This window comes from Arthrobacter sp. BPSS-3, from assembly GCF_044628475.1.
Classification (GTDB): domain Bacteria; phylum Actinomycetota; class Actinomycetes; order Actinomycetales; family Micrococcaceae; genus Arthrobacter.
Genome location: NZ_JBIMMV010000001.1, coordinates 175,883 through 193,761 on the forward strand (window position 1 = coordinate 175,883; position 17,879 = coordinate 193,761).

A 17,879-nucleotide genomic window follows, 5' to 3' on the forward strand; every position below is an offset into this window, starting at 1 on the left:
CCGGTCTCTCGGGCCGACCCGCTAATCTATCCGTTTGCCAGAAATGGCCGCTAAGCCACAGCGCTTAGCGGCCATTTCTGTCAGATGGGCGGTCTGTCAGCTGGGCGGCCTCTCCCCGGACGAGCTCTGCTCCTCGGGGGGGGTGCGGCGTCCATCCGCGGTCCAGCAGGGCCGCCCGCACGCGGGTGACCGCCGTCGGCTCCAGCCCCGGAGCGAACGGGGTCAGGTCCCACTGGGTCAGCACCACCACCCGCCACCCGGCGTCCCGGGACCGCTCGTCCCGGAAGATATCGCTGCGGCGTTGACGTGGCTCAGCATGATGTCCGCCGTCGTACTGGACCGCCACCTTTTCCCGCTCGTAGGACATGTCAGGGTCCTGTATCCAGCCGCCCGTCTCATCCAGCATCGGGACGTTGATCCCGGGCTCCGGCAGCCCACAGCTGAGCAACAGGAGCCGGAGCTCCGTTTCCTTGGGGGAATCCGTGCCTTGCCGCATCAGTGCCCTCGCCCGGGTGGCATTCCGGTAGCCGGCCTTCCCGGCCCGCGTCTGCAGGTAGGCGTCCACGGCCTGCAGGGTGGACAGCGGGTTGCGGCGCCTAAGCAGAAAGTCCCCGGCGATCACCATGTCGTCGAGGCTCAGGCTGCCGGCGAGGTCGAACCAGGTCCGCAGCGGTGAGGTGCAGTGGATGTGCGCGCCCGTGACAATTTCGTCGGGCGCCAGAAGTTGCTGATGGCCTACGACGTTCCTGCGCCGCACTGCACGACGCCCGGGCTGGCTCGTCAGATGGACGACGGCGGTGCCGGTGGACGCTAACGGCAGAGGGAACCCCCACAGGAGCGCCGCCGAGAGATGGCTCACGACGGCGTCGGTGACAGTGGCCAGGGCGCGGGCCCGGCTGAGGAGCGTGTCCGGGTCGGTGCTGTCCGTCCGGACGCCGTGACAGGGGCTGACAAGATCCCGTGCCCGGGTCCGGCCGCGGCTTACCGCCGCCGCCCGGGCCTCGGCCGTGCTGAAGGGCCGGTGTAGAAGCTGGGGCGGGAGCTTGCTGGGTTGGCGCATGGAGGCCATTCTGCGCCGGTTGAAGCGGTGCACGTCCGTTGTCCACAGGGAACCCCGGGTGTGGGGGAGGAGTGGTCCGCATCGGACCGGCCGAAGGGACCGGTAGCAGGACCGGCGGATCCGGGGCCGAGATGCTAGGCCGGAGACGTTACCGGCGGCGCCGGTTTGCCAGAGATGGCTGTTCTGAGGCTGCTTGAGCGACCGTTTGCGGCAAGTGGCCGCGGTAGGTGGCCCTGGCGGACCTCAGCAAATTCGGGCGCGCGGGTCCGAGGGGAGGGCGGTTCAGCGGGGAGGAGCTACTTGACCTCGTCGGTGCCCGAGGCGGGATCACCGCTGCCATGGGCCTCTCCGGACCCGGAGTCGCCGCGCAGGTCCCGTTCCCGGGCCTCAAGGTCGTCCTTGAGCTTCTTCAGACGGTCCGCCTCCGCCTGGTTGCGCCGGCGCACCTCCAGGTTGCGGAGGAACTCGGGGTCGTCATCCGGGGCGGTGGGATGGCGGTACGCCGCGGGAGCCGGGCCGGCGTTGCCGCGGGGACGCCCGATCAGGAACCAGAGCACAGCACCCAGTACCGGCAGGACAATCTGGACCGCGATCCAGGCGGGCTTGGAAATGCCCTTAACGTCGCGCGCGTCCGTGCGGATCAGGTCAATCAGTCCGTAGACAAAGACCACCAAAACAATGATTGGTACCACCACGCGGAGCATACTTTCAGTCTAGCCGCCGCCCGGCCGTTCGGTGGCGGGGCCAGGGCACGGAGCAATAACACTCTGCCGCGGACCTCCAGTGGAACAACCGGCCGCGGCCCGGCAGGTTCCGGACGGCTAAACTGGGACCGTGGCTTTCCTGAAATACTCCCTCATCCGCTTGGTGCTGTTCGCGCCGCTCTTTGCGCTCTTCGTCTACCTGCAGCTGGGCTGGCTGCTGGCCGCACTCTGCGCAGGGATGATGGCGTTCGCGATCAGCTTCCTGTTCTTCCAGAAGCAGCGCGACCAGGCCACCGCATCGCTGCACAGCCGGTTCTCCGGCAAGGCCAAGCCGCTGCGCACCGCGGGCGAGGTCGACGACGCCGAGGCCGAGGACCGCCTGATCGAGGCCCACCCGGACGTCACGGTCCGCACCGAGCGCCGCAAGGACTCCGAAGAGTCCTAACCCCCTTGAGCCGGCCCGCAATCCTCGTGAGCGGACCGGTGTCCCCAGGGCGTCGCCCCAGTGGCGCCGCCTAGAACCCGTGGCTTAGGACCAGCCCGATGGAGAACAGCGCCGCGTAGCCGAGGTTGATTAGGCCGGTCTGCTTCAGGACCGGGATCAGGCTCTTGCGGCGCCGGCCGGCGATCATCAGCCAGGACGGCATCAGGCTGGCCGGGATCAGCAGCAGCACGATCAGCATCCACGGCTTCGCCGGCGCCAGCACAATCACCAGCAGGATGGCGACGGCCAGCATCAGCACGTAGCTTTCCCGGGCGTGCTTGTCGCCCAGCCGCACGGCGAGGGTCTTCTTGCCCGCCACCGTGTCCGTGGGGATGTCCCGGACGTTGTTGGCCATCAGCAGCGCGCAGGCGATCAGGCCGGTGCCGATCGCACCGATGACCGCCGCGAGGCTGACCTGACCGGCCTGCGTGTACGTGGTGCCGAGCGTGGCCACCAGGCCGAAGAAGACGAAGACGAACAGGTCACCGAGGCCCAGGTACCCGTAGGGGTTCTTGCCGCCGGTGTAGCCCCAGGCGGCCAGGACGCAGCCCACGCCCACCAGGATCAGCCACCACGCCTGCGTGATGATCACGAGCACCAGCCCGAACAGCATGGCCAGTCCGAAGGCCCCGAAGGCCGCCCGCTTCACCAGCGACGGTTCCGCGGCGCCGGATCCCACCAGCCGGAGCGGGCCCACCCGGTCCTCGTCGGTGCCGCGAATGCCATCGGAGTAGTCGTTCGCGAAGTTCACGCCGATCTGCAGGAACAGCGCCACCAGGGCCGCCAGCAGGGCGTTTACCGGACGGAACGCGTCCATCTCGTAGGCGGCGGCCGACCCGATCAGCACCGGCGCGATCGCGGCCGGGAGGGTGCGGGGACGGGCGCCTTGGATCCATTGTGCGGCTGTGGCCACGTTCAGTACCTCGTTGCTTGGGGGGGTGGCGGCCTGCTGGGGAACAGGCCTGGTGGAAGCTTTTACTATTTTCCCTGATGCAGGGCGTCCAGCCGAACGGCCATGCCCAGCCGGTCCGGTTTCCCGTTGGGGAGCATCAGCAGTTCATCGGCGAGGTGGACGGTCTTGGGTGCCAGCGCGCCCGTCAGCGGACCCGCCGGGCCGGAGTCCAGAAGGGCGCGGAAATCCGCCGCGGCGTCCTCGGATCCGTCGGTCAGGACCACGTACGCGGCCAGGGCCTGCCCCCATTCGGCGGAGGGCACACCGGTCACGAACGCTGCGCGCACGCCGTCGAGCCGTTCGAGCTCTGCCTGCACGTGCGCGGCCGAAACCTTGACGCCGCCGGTGATGACGACGTCGTCCGCGCGACCCTGCACCGTGAGGGTCCCGTCGGGGGCCAGGGTGCCGAGGTCGCTGGTGCGGTACCAGCGAAGGCCGTCGCTTTCTACGAAGGCCGCCGCCGTCAGGTCGGGCTCGCCCAGGTACCCGGCGGCCACCGTGGCGCCGCCGAGCAGGATCCGCCCGTCCGCGTCGACCGCCACCTCGACGCCCTCCAGCGGGACGCCGTCGTAGACGCAGCCGCCGCTGGTTTCGGCCGAGCCGTAGGTGGTGACCACGCGGACGCCGGCCTCCCGGGCAGCGGCCAGCAGCTCCGCCGATGCCGGTGCGCCGCCGAGCAGCACGGCGTTGAAGCGGCGCAGCGCTGCAAGCGTTTCGGCCGACGGGTCATCGAGCAGCCGCTGCAGCTGGGTGGGCACCAGGGAGGTGTAGCGGAGGGTGTCGGTCAGCTCCCCGGCGGCCGCGGTGAAGGCCTCGGGGGTGAATCCGCCGGAGAGGTCCATGGCCCAGGGCCGGGTCCCGGCGAACAGCGAGCGGACCAGCACCTGCACTCCCGCCACGAACTGCACCGGCAGGGCCAGCAGCCACTGGCCCTCGCCGCGGAGCGCGATCGCCGTCGCCATCGAGGAGGCGGCGAGTGCGTCGACGGTCAGGACCGTGGCCTTGGGGGTACCGGTGGACCCGGAGGTGCGGACCACGACGGCGGCGCCCTCTACGCCGGGGACGTCCACCGGGCGGGCCACGGGTGAGCCGTCCGGGCCGGCCGAGAGTTCGACGGCGGGGCCCTCCCCGCCGAGGGTGGCGGCGAGGGCGGTCAGGACCTGGTCCAGATTTGGCGGGGCGGCTGTCACGGCGGGCCTAGAAGTAGTAGGGGAACTGGGCCCAGTCCGGGTCCCGCTTTTCCAGAAAGGCTTCCTTGCCCTCCACGGCCTCGTCGGTCATGTACGCCAGGCGGGTGGCCTCGCCGGCGAACACCTGCTGGCCGGCCAGGCCGTCGTCGGCCAGGTTGAAGGCGAACTTGAGCATCCGGATGGCCTGCGGGGACTGCCGGGCGATGTCCGCCGCGTACTCCAGCGCCACCTCCTCGAGCCGCTCATGGTCCACGGCCTCGTTCACGGCCCCCATCCGGACCATGTCCTCGGCGGAATATTCGCGGGCCAGGAAGAAGATCTCGCGGGCGCCTTTCTGCCCGATCTGGCGGGCCAGCAGCGCCGAACCGTAGCCGGCGTCGAAGCTGCCCACGGTGGCGTCGGTCTGCTTGAATTTGCCGTGCTGGCGGGAGGCGATGGTGAGGTCGGAGACGACGTGCAGCGAGTGCCCACCGCCGGCCGCCCAGCCGTTGACGACGGCGATGACCACTTTGGGCATGGTCCGCATCAGCCGCTGGACCTCCAGGATGTGCAGCCGGCCGGCCCGGGCCGGGTCGATGCTCTCCTGGGTCTCGCCGTCGGCTGTGTTCTGTACTACGTACCGGTACCCGTCCCTACCGCGGATCCGCTGGTCACCGCCGGAGCAGAACGAGTGGCCGCCGTCCTTGGGGGAGGGGCCGTTGCCGGTCAGGAGCACCGTGGCCACGTCCGGGGTCATCCGGGCGTGGTCCATCACGCGGTAGAGCTCATCGACGGTGCCGGGCCGGAACGCGTTGCGCACCTCCGGCCGGTTGAACGCGATCCGCACCGTCGGGAGGTCCCGGACCACGGTGCCGTCCGCGGCGCGCTCCACCTGCCGGTGGTAGGTCATGTCCTGCAGGTCGAACCCGGACACGGTGCGCCACCGGGAGGGGTCGAAGACGTCGGATACCTTGGCGGGGATTTCGTTGCTCACAGACCGAGTCTAGTAATCGGCTCAGCTGATGCAGAACTCGTTCCCCTCGGGGTCCGCCATCGTGTACCAGGAATGCGGTCCCTCGTTTGCGGTCCAGAGGTAGGTGGCGCCGCGGGCCTCGAGGGCGGCACGGACCTCGTCCTTGTCGCCGCCGGCCAGGTTCACGTCCCAGTGCACCCGGTTCTTGACGGTCTTGGGCTCGGGGGCGGTCTGGAACAGGATTCTCCGAGTGGCCGGCCTGCTGGCCAGGTCCTCGGGCGGCCGGATGGCGGCGCCGGTCCGCCAGACCAGCTTCCCGCCGTGCCGGAGGGTGTCCGCCTCGGTCGCGAAGCCCTGTTCGATCATGGACCGGATGAAGTTCTCGTCCTGTGGCTCCACGGCCCAGTCCAGGGTCTCGGCCCACCAGTCGGCGAGGGCGTGCGGATCCGTGCAGTCGACGGCGATCTGGATGTTCAGTGTCATGGCAGAAACCTACGACGGCGGCCCGCGGGGCGCCAGAGGCTGGTGCCGGCAACCAGTTGGCTACTGCAGCCGGTCCAGGACGTCCGGAGGGATCGCGTAGATGAAGATGACGGCCAGCAGGTTCTTGGCCGCGTGCACGAAGTAGGAGAACATCAGGTTCCGGCCCGTCCAGACATACACGAACACCAGGACGGCGCCCATCGCGATGTACGGCATCAGCACAGGGAGCGTCAGCGCCTCCTGGCCCACGATGTGAAGCCCCGCGAAGAGCACCACGGAGAGTGCGCTGCAGACCCAGATGTTGATCTTGCGGCTGAGTTTGCCGATCAGCAGGTGCCGGAAGATGTACTCCTCCACGAACGGACCCACCACCACCAGTAGCGGAACCATCAGCCAGGCCGGCACCTGCTGCATCAGCGCCTGCAGCCCGGCCTGGTTCGCGGAGGTCTGCGGCGGCCCGGTCAACGCCACCAGGACGGCGGTCAGAATCATCGCGGCCACCACGGACGCCGGCACCATCAGCAGGGTGAACCACGGCCGGGTGGCCAGGACCTGCAGGTCCCGCCGCACCACGCGGCGTGCTGCGGTCAGCGCCAGCGCACCAATCACGCCGTAGAAGACCAGGTTGATCGCGTACGACGCGGCGGCGGGGTTGGGGGAGAGCTGCAGCACCACCGGCGTCAACAGATCCGCGGCGGTGGCGAAGAACGCGGCAACCGCCACATAAATGCCCGCGGCGGTGAAATCCAGCCGGGAAAACACGTAGAAATCCGGTCGCGGTGCCGGGATGCGGCGGAGATCGGTGCCCATGGAAACAGACTATCCGGCGTCGGCCCGGTGTTGCCCGCGTCACGGCAGGCCCGGCCCAGCTAGTACTATAGACGAGCCGCGCGACGCCGAGCCCCAGCCGGCTCCGGTACCACCGGCTGCCCCGTTCGCCGGGCGCCCCTGCTGCCGAACGCCCGGAAAACGCCGCCCTGTCCCGGCCAGATCCCCAACCGCAAGGAACAGCTGTGCCTCAAAGTACGTCAACAGACAAGCAAACCGCGGCCGCCCCCACCGCCGTCGACTCCTCCCTCAGCGCCGAGGGCTACAAGAAGTCCCTCAGCGGCCGCCAGGTCACCATGATCGCCATGGGCGGCGCCATCGGCGTCGGCCTCTTCATGGGAGCCGGCGGGCGCCTCGCCTCCACCGGCCCCGCACTGGTCTTCTCCTACGCCATCGCCGGCGTCATCGCCTACCTGCTGATGCGGGCCCTCGGCGAGCTCATCATGTACCGCCAGACCTCCGGCTCCTTCGTCAGCTACGCGGGCGAGATGTTCGGCCGCAAGGGCGCCTACCTCTCCGGCTGGATGTACTTCATCAACTGGGCCATGACCGGCATCGCCGAGCTGATCGCGATCGGCCTCTACTTCCAGTTCTTCTTCCCCAACGTCCCGGTCGAACTGACCGCGGTGGCCGCGCTGCTGCTCCTGGTGGGCGTCAACCTGCTCAGCGTGAAAGCGTTCGGCGAATTCGAATTCTGGGCCTCCGTCCTGAAGGTCGGGGCCATCGTGATCTTCCTGGCCGTGGGCACCTTCATGGTGGTCACCAATGCCAAGGTGGGCGAGGGCCACGCCTCCGTCACCAACCTCTTCGCCGGCGACGGCGGCATGTTCCCCAAGGGCGCCCTGGTGATGATCCTGGTGCTCAACGCCGTGATCTTCGCCTACAACGCCATCGAACTGGTCGGCATCACCGCCGGCGAGATGGAGGACCCCGCCAAGGAGGTCCCCAAGGCCATCCGCGCCGTCGTCATCCGCATCGTGGTCTTCTACGTCGGCTCCGTGACCCTGCTGGCCATGCTGCTGCCCTCGGACCAGTACAAGGCCGGCACCTCGCCGTTCGTCACCGTCTTCGGCCAGATGGGCCTGCCCTGGATGGGCGACGTGATGAACATGATCGTCATCACCGCTGCGCTGTCCTCCTGCAACTCGGGCCTGTACTCGATCGGCCGGATCTTCCGCACCATGGCCAACAACGGCCACGCCCCCCAGTGGCTGACCCGGATGTCCAAGACCCACGTGCCCTACGCCGCCATCCTGGCGATCGGCGCGGTCTACCTGGTCGGCATCCTGCTGAACATCTGGCTTGGCGGCTCGCACGCCTTCGATCTGGCCCTCAACACGGCCTCGATCGGCGTCATCTTCACCTGGGGCTCCATCTTCGCCAGCCAGATCGCGCTGCGCAGGATCAAGGGCAACGACGCCTCCTCGCTGCCCATGCCGGGCTCCCCGTGGACCAGCTGGGCCGGCCTGGTCGCGCTACTGGCCATCACCGTGCTGATCGGCTTCGACACCATGACCAGCAAGACCGGCCAGGTCTTCCAGCTGGGCCTCTGGACGCTGGCCACCATCCCGTTCTTCGCGGTGGTGCTGTGGCTGGGCTGGCAGAAGGTCAAGCACAACGCCCCCAAGAGCGAGCTCTACAGCTAGGCTCCTCCCGTTCGGACGCACGGTTCGGACACCCAGGGACGACGGCGGTCACCCGCGCTGCGGCGCGGGTGACCGCCGTCGGCTTTTAAGTCGCCGTCCAGTCCGGTATCGGGCGCGCCCCGTTAGCCCTTGAGGTGCCGGGCGAAGTGGTCCTCGATGCGCCGCCAGGCCTCCGGAGCCGACGTCGGGTCCGGACCCACTCCCATCACCCGCAGCAGCGGGCGCAGCGGCCGCGGCCCCGCCTCGACGTCGTTGAGGAAGGCGTGCCCCGCCGTCGGGAACTCCTTCACGTCGTGGCTGACGTTGAGCCGCTCCAGCACATCGGTGAGCTTCTCGGCGGCTCCCGGCAGTCCCCGGTCCCGGCCGCCGTAGTTGGCCACGATCGGACACGCCCCGGCCAGCTCCCGTTCCGGGTTGGAGGGCAGCTTGCCGTAGTTCACCGCGGCCGCGTCGAAGCCGTCGTTGGCCAGCAACAGGGCAAACCCGCCGCCCATGCAGAAGCCGATGACCCCTACCTTGCCGTTGGTCCGGCCCGAGTCGAGCAGCCACCGCCGCGCCGCCTCAAGGTCGGCGAACGCCTTGCCCTGGCCCGAGGCCAGGGAGCGCATGGTGGAGACCAGGCAGCGGCGCGCGCCCCCGTCGCTGAAGAGGTCGACGGCCAGGGTGAGGTAGCCGGCGGCGGCCATCCGGTCCGCGTGGCGGACCGTGATGTCGTCCAGCCCGAAGACCTCGTGGATCATCAGCACCGCCGGGAAGGGGCCCTCCCCGTCCGGGGTGGCCAGGTAGCCCCGAAGCGTCCGGGACCCGTCCGGCCCGGCCGGGCCGAGGTCGACGTTGTGCAGGTCGGTGCTGCCGGCGGTGGGGCGGTTGGCGGTGCTGGCCACGGGGGCTCCTCGGTTCGTCGGGCGGGATGGTGGAGTCGCTGGGTGAGGGGTGAAAAAACGACGCCGGGCACGCCCCCAAAGGAGCGCCCGGCGTCGTCGGCCATCGCGGCGGGGCGGCTAGTCGCGCCGGACCGCATCCTTGACGTTCTCGCCAACCTTCTTGGCATCGGAGACCACCTGGTCCTTCTGGCCTTCGGCCTTCAGACGGTCGTTGCCGGTGGCGGTCCCGGCAGCCTCCTTGGCCTTGCCACCAAGGTGCTGCGCCTCGTGCTGAATCTTGTCGCCGAGACCCATGGGGAACCGCCTTTTTCTCTGGTTGGCTGCTTCGGTCCCAGCATAAGCAAAGCATGCTTACTAGTTCAAGTCTTTTCCGGTCGGCGCTAGGCTCGACGTCATGAAACCCGGCAAGCCCCGAATCACCGCCCCGCGCCTCCCGGACCTCCGGCTGGATGATCTCCAGGAGGACGCGGACCCCGAGTTCCGCCGCGGGGAACGCTACGAGGGCCGCTCCTACCGGCAGGCCATCGCCGACGGGCTGGACCTCGCCGGTACGGACTTCGTCGAGTGCTCGTTCGCCGGGATTTCCTTCCACGAGACGCAGCTGCGCGGCGCCGGGTTCCGGGACTGCGTCCTGTCCGACCCGAACGCCCCCGTGCTTACCGCCGCCCGGGCGGGGCTGACGGAGGTGGAGATCCGCAATCCGCGCTGGGGTTCCGCCGAGCTCTACGAGGGGCGCTGGCAGTCGGTGCGGATCGATGGCGGAAAGCTCGACTACGTCAACCTCCGCGGCGCCACGCTGGTGGACGTACAGATCAGCGACTGCATCATCGGGGAGTTGGACCTCGGCGCGGCTACGGCCACCCGGATGGTCCTGAAGGACTGCACCATCGGCGCCTTGGACTTCACCGGCGCCCGGCTCAAGGACGTGGACCTGCGTGGGAGCGCCTTCCGGGCGGTCAGCGGCCTGGGCAGCGTGTCCGGGCTGGTGGTTGACGAGCGCCAGTTGGACCTGCTCGCCCCGCTGCTGGCCGCGCATCTGGGGGTCGCCGTCGCCTGAGCCGTTGGGGATGTGCCGGAACGTCATGCAGGCGTCCCCGGTTGACCCTCTTGACCCGCCGTGTAATCTTTATAGAACGAACGGTCGGTAATTTATTCTGCTGCCGGCCCCCTCTCTGGTGAAGGATGTTCTCATGGTCGAGGCTTTTCTCGTTGGCGGTGCCCGCACCGCGGTTGGCCGGTACGGGGGAGCCCTGTCCGCGGTCCGTCCCGACGACCTGGCGGCGCTGGTGGTCCGTGAGGCCGTCGCCCGCGCCGGCGTCGACCCGGACGCGGTGGAGGAGGTCATCCTCGGCAACGCCAACGGGGCCGGTGAGGAAAACCGCAACGTCGCCCGGATGGCCACGCTGCTGGCCGGCCTGCCGCTGCACATCCCCGGAATCACCGTCAACCGGCTCTGCGCCTCCGGCCTGAGCGCCATCATCATGGCCAGCCACATGATCAAGGCCGGCGCCGCGGACATCGTGATCGCCGGCGGCGTCGAATCCATGAGCCGCGCGCCCTGGGTGCAGGAGAAGCCGCAGACAGCCTTCGCCAAGCCCGGCCAGATCTTCGACACCTCCATTGGCTGGCGCTTCACCAACCCGCTGTTCCAGAAGGGTGAGCTCTCCCGCGACGGGAAGATGACCTACTCCATGCCGGAAACCGCGGAGGAGGTGGCCCGGGTCGACGGGATCACCCGCGACGACGCCGACGCGTTCGCCGTCCGGTCGCACGAACGGGCACTCGCCGCGATCGCAGCGGGCCGGTTCGCTGAGGAAATCGTTCCCGTCACCGTCAAGACCCGCAAGGGTGAGACCGTGGTGGACACCGACGAGGGCCCCCGCCCCGGCACCACCGCCGAGGTGCTTGCCGGGCTGCGACCCGTCGTCGCGGGCGGCTCGGTGGTCACCGCCGGCAACTCCTCCACCCTCAACGACGGCGCCTCCGCGATCATCGTCGCCTCCGAGGCCGCCATCCGGAAGCTGGGCCTGACCGCCCGCGCCCGCATCATCGCCGGCGCCTCCGCCGGCTGCGAGCCCGAGATCATGGGCATCGGCCCGGTCCCCGCCACCCGCAAGGCCCTGGCCAGCGCAGGGCTCGGCGTCGGCGACCTCGGCGCCGTCGAACTCAACGAAGCCTTCGCCACCCAGTCGCTGGCCAGCATGCGCCGGCTGGACCTGGACCCGGAAATCGTGAACCGCGACGGCGGCGCGATCTCCCTGGGCCACCCGCTGGGCTCCTCCGGCTCGCGCATCGCCATCACCCTCCTGGGCCGGATGGAGCGCGAGAACGCCAAGGTGGGCCTCGCCACCATGTGCGTGGGCGTGGGCCAGGGCACCGCGATGCTCCTGGAGCGCGTCTAATGGCCGCCGGCGGCCTGGATACCACGGGTTTCGCGACGCTCCTGGTGGAGGAGCGGCCCGACCGGCTGGTGGTGCTGCTCAACCGGCCCGAGGTCCGCAACGCCATCGACCAGCAGATGGTCGACGAGCTTCACCGGGTCTGCGCCTACCTGGAACAGACCCCCAAGGTGCTGATCATCGCAGGGACCAACGGCGTGTTCGCCTCCGGCGCGGACATCGCGCAGCTGCGCGAACGCCGCCGCGACGACGCACTGCAGGGCATCAACTCGACGATCTTCGTCCGGATCGCCAAGCTGCCCATGCCGGTCATTGCGGCCCTCGACGGCTTCTGCCTCGGCGGCGGCGCGGAGCTGGCCTACGCCGCCGACTTCCGCATCGGCACGCCCGGGGTCCGGATCGGCAACCCCGAAACCGGCCTGGGCATCCTGGCCGCGGCCGGGGCCAGCTGGCGGCTCAAGGAACTCGTCGGCGAGCCCGTGGCGAAGGAAATCCTGCTGGCCGGGACCGTCCTGCGCGCCGACCGGGCCCTCGCCGTCGGCCTCATCACCGAAGTCCACGACGCGGACCGGCTCATGGATGCCGCCCACGATCTCGCGGACCGGATCGGCCGGCAGGACCCGCTGGCGGTGCGGATCACCAAGTCCGTCTTCCACGCCCCCGCCGAGGCGCACCCGCTGATCGACCAGCTGGCCCAGGGCATCCTCTTCGAATCCCAGGCCAAGTTCGACCGGATGCAGGCGTTCCTGGACAGGAAAAACACCAAAACAACTTCCACACCTCAAGACCAGCACGACGGGACGAAGTAACCATGAGCAATTCCGCACAGTCCGCCCCCACGTCCGACGGCGTTCTTCCCCGGTTCGTCGGTGTGCTCGGCGGCGGCCGCATGGGCGCCGGCATTGCCCACGCTTTCCTGATCAAGGGCGCGGATGTGCTGGTGGTCGAACGCGACGAGCAGTCGGCCGAGGCCGCCCGCGAGCGGGTGGAGTCAGCCGCCGCCAAGAGCATCGAGCGCGGCGCCGTCGACGGCAACCTGGACGAGATGGTCTCCCGACTCGCCGTCTCCGTGGATTACGACGACTTCAAGGACCGTCAGCTGGTGGTCGAGGCCGTCCCCGAGGACTGGGACCTCAAGGTCGCCTCGCTGCGCGGCATCGAGGAGCGCCTGGCCGACGACGCGTACCTCGCCTCCAACACCTCCTCGCTCTCCGTGAACGGGTTAGCGCGCGAGCTGGCGCGGCCGCAGAACTTCCTGGGACTGCACTTCTTCAACCCGGTGCCGGCCTCCACCCTGATCGAGGTGGTCCTGGGCGAGCAGACCTCGGATGCTGTGGCCGCTGCGGCCCGCGGCTGGGTCGAGGCGCTGGGCAAGACGGCCGTCGTCGTCAACGACGCTCCCGGCTTCGCGTCCTCCCGGCTGGGGGTAGCGATCGCGCTGGAAGCGATGCGCATGGTCGAGGAGGGGGTCGCGTCCGCCGAGGACATCGACAACGCCATGGTCCTGGGCTACAAACACCCCACCGGCCCGCTCCGGACCACGGACATCGTGGGCCTGGACGTCCGCCTGGGCATCGCCGAATACCTCGCCTCGACCCTGGGCGACCGCTTCGCACCGCCGCAGATCCTGCGCGACAAGGTGGCCCGGGGCGAGCTCGGCCGGAAGACCGGCAAGGGATTCTTCGACTGGAACAGCTGAACCGGCCCCAGCGGGCCGTCTTCCCGGCCCCCTTGAGCCGCAGCGCCTAGCCGGAGTGCGTGGCCAGTGAGTCCAGCGTCCGCTTCATCCCGTCCATGGCGGGGTCCGCGAGCTTCTGGAACATGGGCCGGGCGATCGGCTCGGCCAGCTTCATCCAGCCCTTGAGCTGGAATTCCGCGGTGTAGTTGACCTCGCTGCCGGAGCCCGCGGGCCGGACCTCAATAGTGTCCACCGAGATCACGCTCTTGTTCTCGCCGCGGAGCACGATCTCCGAACCGGAGAGCTTGACCACCTCGTAGGTCAGGCTCTGGCGCTTGCCGCGGAACTCCGCCTCCGCGTGGTACCGGTGGCCCACCGCGACCGGGCCGTCGGTGAGCTTCCTGACCACCGGCGTGCCGGGGTCCCACTCGGGCGTGTGCTCGAAGGCGGAGAGGTAGGCGAAGGCCTTGCCGGCCTCCAGCGGCGTGCGGACCGTGCCGGTGACTGTGATCATGGGCCCAGCCTACCCACGGCGTCCAGCCCCCGGACGGGAATGCCCAGGGGTCCGCCGCCGCCGCGGGCCTAGGATGGTGCCGTGAACCCCTTCCAGCCGCTCACCCTGACCGGCCGCTACGTTGCCCTCGAACCCCTGGACCACAGCCACCACGACGGGCTGGTGGACGCGGTCCGGGACGGGGAGCTGTGGAAGCTCTGGTACACCGCCGTCCCCGCCCCGGAGGCCATGGGCGCCGAGATCGACCGGCGGATGACGCTGCAGGCGGCCGGCTCCATGCTGCCGTTCACCACCCGTCTGCTTGACCCCGCCACCGGCGAACCCGGCCGGATCATCGGCATGACCACCTACAAGAACATCGACGCCGCCGTGCCCCGGGTGGAGATCGGCTCCACCTGGAACGCCGCGTCCGCGCACGGCACCGGCAGCAACCCCGACACCAAGCTGCTGCTGCTCCGGCACGCCTTCGAGGTGCTGGGCTGCCCCGCCGTCGAGTTCCGCACGCACTGGCTCAACCACCAGTCCCGCGAAGCGATCGCCCGGCTCGGCGCCAAACAGGACGGGGTGCTGCGCAGCCACACCAGGAGCGCCGACGGCGCCCTGCGGGACACCGTGGTGTTCTCGATCCTGGAACACGAATGGCCCATGGTCCGGAACAACCTCGAATACCGCCTCGCCAGGCAACGGACCGAACGGGAACCTGCCCGATGAGCAGGAACGGAGCCGTGGGCGGAGCGGTCACCTGGGACGGGGCGGTGAACGCCTGGCACGTCGGCGGCGAGGTTTACCGGATGGGCCGCCGCGAGTGGCTCACCGAGACGGGCTGGCGGCAGGCGTACGACGCCGGCATCCGCACCGTTATCGACCTGCGCAACCCGGAGGAGATCCGCCGCCGCGAGACTGATCCGCGGGTGCCGGAGGCGGCCCTGGCGCCGTTCGACGTCGTCCATGCCCCCACCGAGGACCCCGCCAACGAGGAGTTCCGGGCCCTTTGCGTTCCCTACCTGAACGACCCCGCGTCCTACCCGGACAACGTCCGGCTCTTCCCGGACCGGATGGCCCGGGTCTTCCGGGCCATCGCGGCCGCACCCGCCGGCGTCGTGCTGCACTGCTCCGCCGGCCGGGACCGCAGCGGAATGATCGCCGCGATGCTCCAGGACCTCGCCGGGGCGGGGGAGGACGCCATCGCCCTGGCCTACGAACGGGCCATGCGCGGCATCAACGAACACCACCGCGTCTCCCCGGTCAAGCACCCGCACGAGCGCTACCTGACCGAGGCCGAACTGGGGCCGTTGCTGGCCACCCGGCGGGCCAGCCTCCTGCGATTCCTGCGCAACCTCAGGACTTCCACATTTTTGGGCCACAATGGCGTAACGGAAGGGGAGCTGGCGGCCATTCGGGCCAAGCTCGGACGCTAAAGTGACCGGGTGAAGATAGCAAAAAGCGTTCCTGCGCTGCGGATGACGGCCGCCGTGGCCGTTGCGCTCGCCGGAGCGTCCCTGGCCGTTCCCGCGCTCGCCGAAACGGGCTCCGTCCAGCCGACACCCGCCGCCACCTCCAGCCCCGCTTCTTCCGGGGCAACGGCCGCGCCGACGGCGTCGCCCGCGCCAGGCTCGCCCGCGACTGCCTCTTCCACAACGACGGCTACCGCCACGACGGCGCCGGCCCCCGGCATCAGCGAGGACGGCCTCGCCGAGGCGACCCTCCGCGACCTCGGCATGACCCTCGAGCAGTTCAACGCCGCAGGCGAGCTCGCCCGCCGCGCCGCCGACGCACTGCCCTCCCTGTCCGGACTGCCCGGCTACGTCGGCATCAGCATCAGCAACGGCAGGATCATCGTCGACGGACAGGGCGCCGAGCTGCAGGCCCGGGTGGATGCCCTCAACGCGGCCGGCCTCACGGCCGTGTTCACGCTCGCAGCCCCGGCCGCGCCGGCCCCGGCACCGAGCGCCGCCGACCTCATCGCGGCCAGCACTGACCAGCTCTTCGCCGCCTACGTCCGCGACGTCGGTCCCGCAGGACTGCAGGCCGTGGCCTACGCCGGCGGCCACTTCGTCATCCGGACCGGCGGCGTGACCGTCACCGAGGAGGCCTCCGCGACCCCTGCCCCGGCGACTGCGTCCCCGACGGCGACGGAGGGCCCCGGGCCAGCCAGCCCGGGCCTGACCACGGCCGCGCCCGGCAAGATTTCCCCGGCGGCGTTCGTGGCCCGCTATAAAAACGTCCAGCTGGAAAAGTCCGCCCCGATCGCCACCGAGGCCAGCACCGACTACTTCGGCGGCCAGGGCTACGTCACGGACATGAACACCATCTGCTCCTCAGGGTTCAACGCATATGATCCAACGGGACTGCCAGTCATCTTGACTGCCGGCCACTGCGCCGAGGACGGTGCCAGTAAGAACACCACCGTGGCGCCACTTGCCTCTTCGGAGGCGGCGGGCATGCTGGTCCCACTTCCCTCAATCCGTGAACCGCTGGGTACGTTTGGGTTTAGCCAATTCGGCGGCCCCGGGAACACCTGGGTCCTGGACCCGACGTGGGACATGGGCAACCCGGGAACGCCCGGAAACGTAGGCACCGACATTGCGGTTATCCAGGGAATATCTCCAACGGTCGCCGCCCAGCCTTCGGTTTCTATTTGGCGAGGGGACGAAGTGATGAGCGGAGATCCCTTGAATCCGGGGCCGACCGCGGTGAAAATAACCGGCATTACCTCTCCCGTGAGCGGTCAGAGCGTCTGCCGGTCGGGCCAAAGGACGGGGTGGTCGTGTGGCCACATCGACGAGGTCGGCATCTACGTTGCTGGTGGACTGTCGTACCGGAGCAACAGTAACGATGTGCGCGCCTTCAAAGGATTTCTCTCAACATCGGTGTCTTCGGCTGGCGGTGACTCGGGAGGACCGTGGATCAGCGGTCACCTCGCCGTGGGCACACATTCTGCCGGCGGAGTGAACGGAGCGGGTGCACCCGTAGCTGTTGCCACTTCCTTGGCTGATGCTCTTAACTATCTGCCCGGCGTCCAGCTGCAACTCTTCCTCAACGCACCGCAACTCGACGGGACCGCCAGCGGCGCCACCCTCCAGCCCGGGACCACGATCCGCGGCAAGGTGGCGGCCGCCCCCGCCTCCGCCGTCGCTTCCGGCTCCTCGGTCCGCCTGACCCGCGACGGCGCCAGCGTCGACCTTCCGGTGGACAAGGACGGAAACTGGTCCTTCACCCTGCCGGCCACCGAAGGAAAATTCGCCTACACCGCGGCCACCGTCAACGGCTTCAGCCACTCGGAGACCACCGCGTTCGCCCTGACGGCCTCCGCGCTGACCGCCCCCGCCATCACCACCCCCGCCGCGGTCCCCACCGCCTCGGCACCGGCCCGGATCGAGGGCACCGGAACGCCGGGCAACACCGTCGCGGTGACCGGCGCCGTCACCGGCTCGGCCACGGTCGCCGCCGACGGCCGCTGGAGCGTCCCTTTCGGGAGCGGCCCGCTGTACGGCAAGCTCGCGGTCTCGGCGGTGCAGACCTCCCCGGGCCACGAGGACGGTCCCGCGGCCACCGCCGTGTACCTGGTCCAGCCACCGGTCCCCGCCCTGGCACTGTCCCTCGACGGGTCCACGTTCCGGCAGGACGCGCTGCCCAAGACCATCTCGGGGACCGGTGTGGAGGGCGCCTCGGTCAGCGTGAGCATCGACGGCGTCCCGCTGGATGCCGGCCAGGGCGGCGGCCCCGGCGTCGGCGGGAAGGCCGTCTCCGGGTCACTGGCCTTGGCGATCCTCGCCACCGGCGGGCACTGGTCCGTGCCGTTCCCCACGGGCCTGGCCACGGGACAGCACATCCTGACCGTGTCGCAGTCCCTGGACGGCATCGCCTCCGCTCCGCTGTCCTCCACCTTCTCGATCAGCGCACCGGTGGTGGCCGCCGCTGCAGCCGTGTCCCCGGACCGTTCCGCCGGGACGCCCGTGCTAGCCAGCACCGGAGCCGGGGGACTGGTTCCCGCGGCCGGCGCCGCCGCGGCCGCGGTCCTGATGGGCGCCGGCATGCTGGTCCTGGGCCGCCGCCGGAAGCCAGCGGCGCCGGAATCTGCCCGGTAAATCGGACGGCCAAAGCG

The 17,879-nt window shown here is 69.7% G+C and carries 19 protein-coding genes; 9 read left to right on the forward strand and 10 right to left on the reverse strand.

Annotated elements, in window-relative coordinates; translation table 11 throughout:
* Window positions 1-64: 64 nt before the first annotated feature.
* Together ACFVY3_RS00880 and ACFVY3_RS00885 are read right to left on the reverse strand one after the other, a co-directional pair.
* Window positions 65-1,060: a hypothetical protein gene (locus ACFVY3_RS00880; RefSeq protein ID WP_400158453.1), complete on the reverse strand. Its 996-nt coding sequence runs from the start codon at window positions 1,058-1,060 to the stop codon at window positions 65-67.
* Between the two features lie 296 nt (window positions 1,061-1,356).
* A complete protein-coding gene (locus tag ACFVY3_RS00885; protein WP_400158454.1) occupies window positions 1,357-1,764 on the reverse strand; it encodes a PLD nuclease N-terminal domain-containing protein in 408 nt (135 codons plus the stop codon).
* Window positions 1,765-1,894: 130 nt separating this feature from the next.
* On the opposite strand from ACFVY3_RS00885, the gene ACFVY3_RS00890 reads away from it, so the two are divergent.
* A complete protein-coding gene (locus ACFVY3_RS00890; RefSeq protein ID WP_400158455.1) occupies window positions 1,895-2,209 on the forward strand; it encodes a DUF4229 domain-containing protein in 315 nt (104 codons plus the stop codon).
* Window positions 2,210-2,279: 70 nt separating this feature from the next.
* Here ACFVY3_RS00890 and ACFVY3_RS00895 read toward each other — a convergent pair whose 3' ends face one another.
* The 5 genes from ACFVY3_RS00895 to ACFVY3_RS00915 all read right to left on the reverse strand — a co-directional run bounded on the left by ACFVY3_RS00895 (window position 2,280) and on the right by ACFVY3_RS00915 (window position 6,635).
* The gene (locus ACFVY3_RS00895; RefSeq protein ID WP_290256109.1) at window positions 2,280-3,161 is read right to left on the reverse strand and encodes a 1,4-dihydroxy-2-naphthoate polyprenyltransferase; all 882 of its coding nucleotides are present in this window, start codon (window positions 3,159-3,161) and stop codon (window positions 2,280-2,282) included.
* 65 nt (window positions 3,162-3,226) lie between these two features.
* On the reverse strand, window positions 3,227-4,390 hold the full coding sequence (locus ACFVY3_RS00900; RefSeq protein ID WP_400158456.1) for an AMP-binding protein: 1,164 nt from the start codon (window positions 4,388-4,390) through the stop codon (window positions 3,227-3,229).
* 7 nt (window positions 4,391-4,397) lie between these two features.
* The gene (locus tag ACFVY3_RS00905) at window positions 4,398-5,363 is read right to left on the reverse strand and encodes a 1,4-dihydroxy-2-naphthoyl-CoA synthase (protein WP_400158457.1); all 966 of its coding nucleotides are present in this window, start codon (window positions 5,361-5,363) and stop codon (window positions 4,398-4,400) included.
* Window positions 5,364-5,384: 21 nt separating this feature from the next.
* Window positions 5,385-5,825 (reverse strand): VOC family protein, encoded by a 441-nt coding sequence (locus tag ACFVY3_RS00910; protein WP_400158458.1) that lies wholly within the window; start codon window positions 5,823-5,825, stop codon window positions 5,385-5,387.
* A gap of 60 nt (window positions 5,826-5,885) precedes the next feature.
* On the reverse strand, window positions 5,886-6,635 hold the full coding sequence (locus ACFVY3_RS00915) for a CPBP family intramembrane glutamic endopeptidase (protein ID WP_290256105.1): 750 nt from the start codon (window positions 6,633-6,635) through the stop codon (window positions 5,886-5,888).
* 203 nt (window positions 6,636-6,838) lie between these two features.
* Here ACFVY3_RS00915 and ACFVY3_RS00920 point away from each other — a divergent pair, with 203 nt between their 5' ends.
* Entirely contained in the window at window positions 6,839-8,299 is a 1,461-nt protein-coding gene (locus tag ACFVY3_RS00920; protein ID WP_400158459.1) for an amino acid permease, read from the forward strand.
* Window positions 8,300-8,421: 122 nt separating this feature from the next.
* On the opposite strand, the gene ACFVY3_RS00925 is transcribed toward ACFVY3_RS00920, so the two are convergent.
* Together ACFVY3_RS00925 and ACFVY3_RS00930 are read right to left on the reverse strand one after the other, a co-directional pair.
* Window positions 8,422-9,141 carry a dienelactone hydrolase family protein gene (locus ACFVY3_RS00925; protein WP_364134667.1) on the reverse strand — a complete coding sequence of 240 codons (720 nt, stop codon included), beginning with the start codon at window positions 9,139-9,141 and terminating at the stop codon, window positions 8,422-8,424.
* A 159-nt stretch (window positions 9,142-9,300) separates the two neighbouring features.
* A complete protein-coding gene (locus tag ACFVY3_RS00930; RefSeq protein ID WP_290256103.1) occupies window positions 9,301-9,477 on the reverse strand; it encodes a CsbD family protein in 177 nt (58 codons plus the stop codon).
* Window positions 9,478-9,577: 100 nt separating this feature from the next.
* Between ACFVY3_RS00930 and ACFVY3_RS00935 the strand changes: the two genes are divergently transcribed.
* The 4 genes from ACFVY3_RS00935 to ACFVY3_RS00950 all read left to right on the forward strand — a co-directional run bounded on the left by ACFVY3_RS00935 (window position 9,578) and on the right by ACFVY3_RS00950 (window position 13,281).
* Window positions 9,578-10,240: a pentapeptide repeat-containing protein gene (locus tag ACFVY3_RS00935; protein WP_400158460.1), complete on the forward strand. Its 663-nt coding sequence runs from the start codon at window positions 9,578-9,580 to the stop codon at window positions 10,238-10,240.
* A 133-nt stretch (window positions 10,241-10,373) separates the two neighbouring features.
* Window positions 10,374-11,585, forward strand: a complete 1,212-nt coding sequence (locus ACFVY3_RS00940; RefSeq protein WP_364133736.1) for an acetyl-CoA C-acyltransferase — start codon at window positions 10,374-10,376, stop codon at window positions 11,583-11,585.
* On the forward strand, window positions 11,585-12,391 hold the full coding sequence (locus tag ACFVY3_RS00945) for an enoyl-CoA hydratase/isomerase family protein (protein ID WP_400158461.1): 807 nt from the start codon (window positions 11,585-11,587) through the stop codon (window positions 12,389-12,391). Before ACFVY3_RS00940 ends, ACFVY3_RS00945 begins: the two co-directional genes overlap by 1 nt.
* A gap of 2 nt (window positions 12,392-12,393) precedes the next feature.
* Window positions 12,394-13,281, forward strand: a complete 888-nt coding sequence (locus ACFVY3_RS00950; RefSeq protein ID WP_400158462.1) for a 3-hydroxyacyl-CoA dehydrogenase family protein — start codon at window positions 12,394-12,396, stop codon at window positions 13,279-13,281.
* Window positions 13,282-13,327: 46 nt separating this feature from the next.
* On the opposite strand, the gene ACFVY3_RS00955 is transcribed toward ACFVY3_RS00950, so the two are convergent.
* Window positions 13,328-13,774, reverse strand: a complete 447-nt coding sequence (locus ACFVY3_RS00955) for an SRPBCC family protein (RefSeq protein WP_377973295.1) — start codon at window positions 13,772-13,774, stop codon at window positions 13,328-13,330.
* Between the two features lie 81 nt (window positions 13,775-13,855).
* Between ACFVY3_RS00955 and ACFVY3_RS00960 the strand changes: the two genes are divergently transcribed.
* From ACFVY3_RS00960 to ACFVY3_RS00970, 3 genes are read left to right on the forward strand one after another with little or no spacing between them, the layout of a single operon-like run.
* Window positions 13,856-14,485, forward strand: a complete 630-nt coding sequence (locus ACFVY3_RS00960; protein ID WP_400158463.1) for a GNAT family N-acetyltransferase — start codon at window positions 13,856-13,858, stop codon at window positions 14,483-14,485.
* Window positions 14,482-15,192 (forward strand): tyrosine-protein phosphatase, encoded by a 711-nt coding sequence (locus ACFVY3_RS00965; RefSeq protein ID WP_400158464.1) that lies wholly within the window; start codon window positions 14,482-14,484, stop codon window positions 15,190-15,192. The genes ACFVY3_RS00960 and ACFVY3_RS00965 overlap by 4 nt, the downstream gene beginning before the upstream one ends.
* A gap of 9 nt (window positions 15,193-15,201) precedes the next feature.
* Window positions 15,202-17,862, forward strand: coding sequence for a S1 family peptidase (locus tag ACFVY3_RS00970; protein ID WP_400158465.1), 2,661 nt, complete (start codon window positions 15,202-15,204; stop codon window positions 17,860-17,862).
* Window positions 17,863-17,879 lie beyond the last annotated feature (17 nt).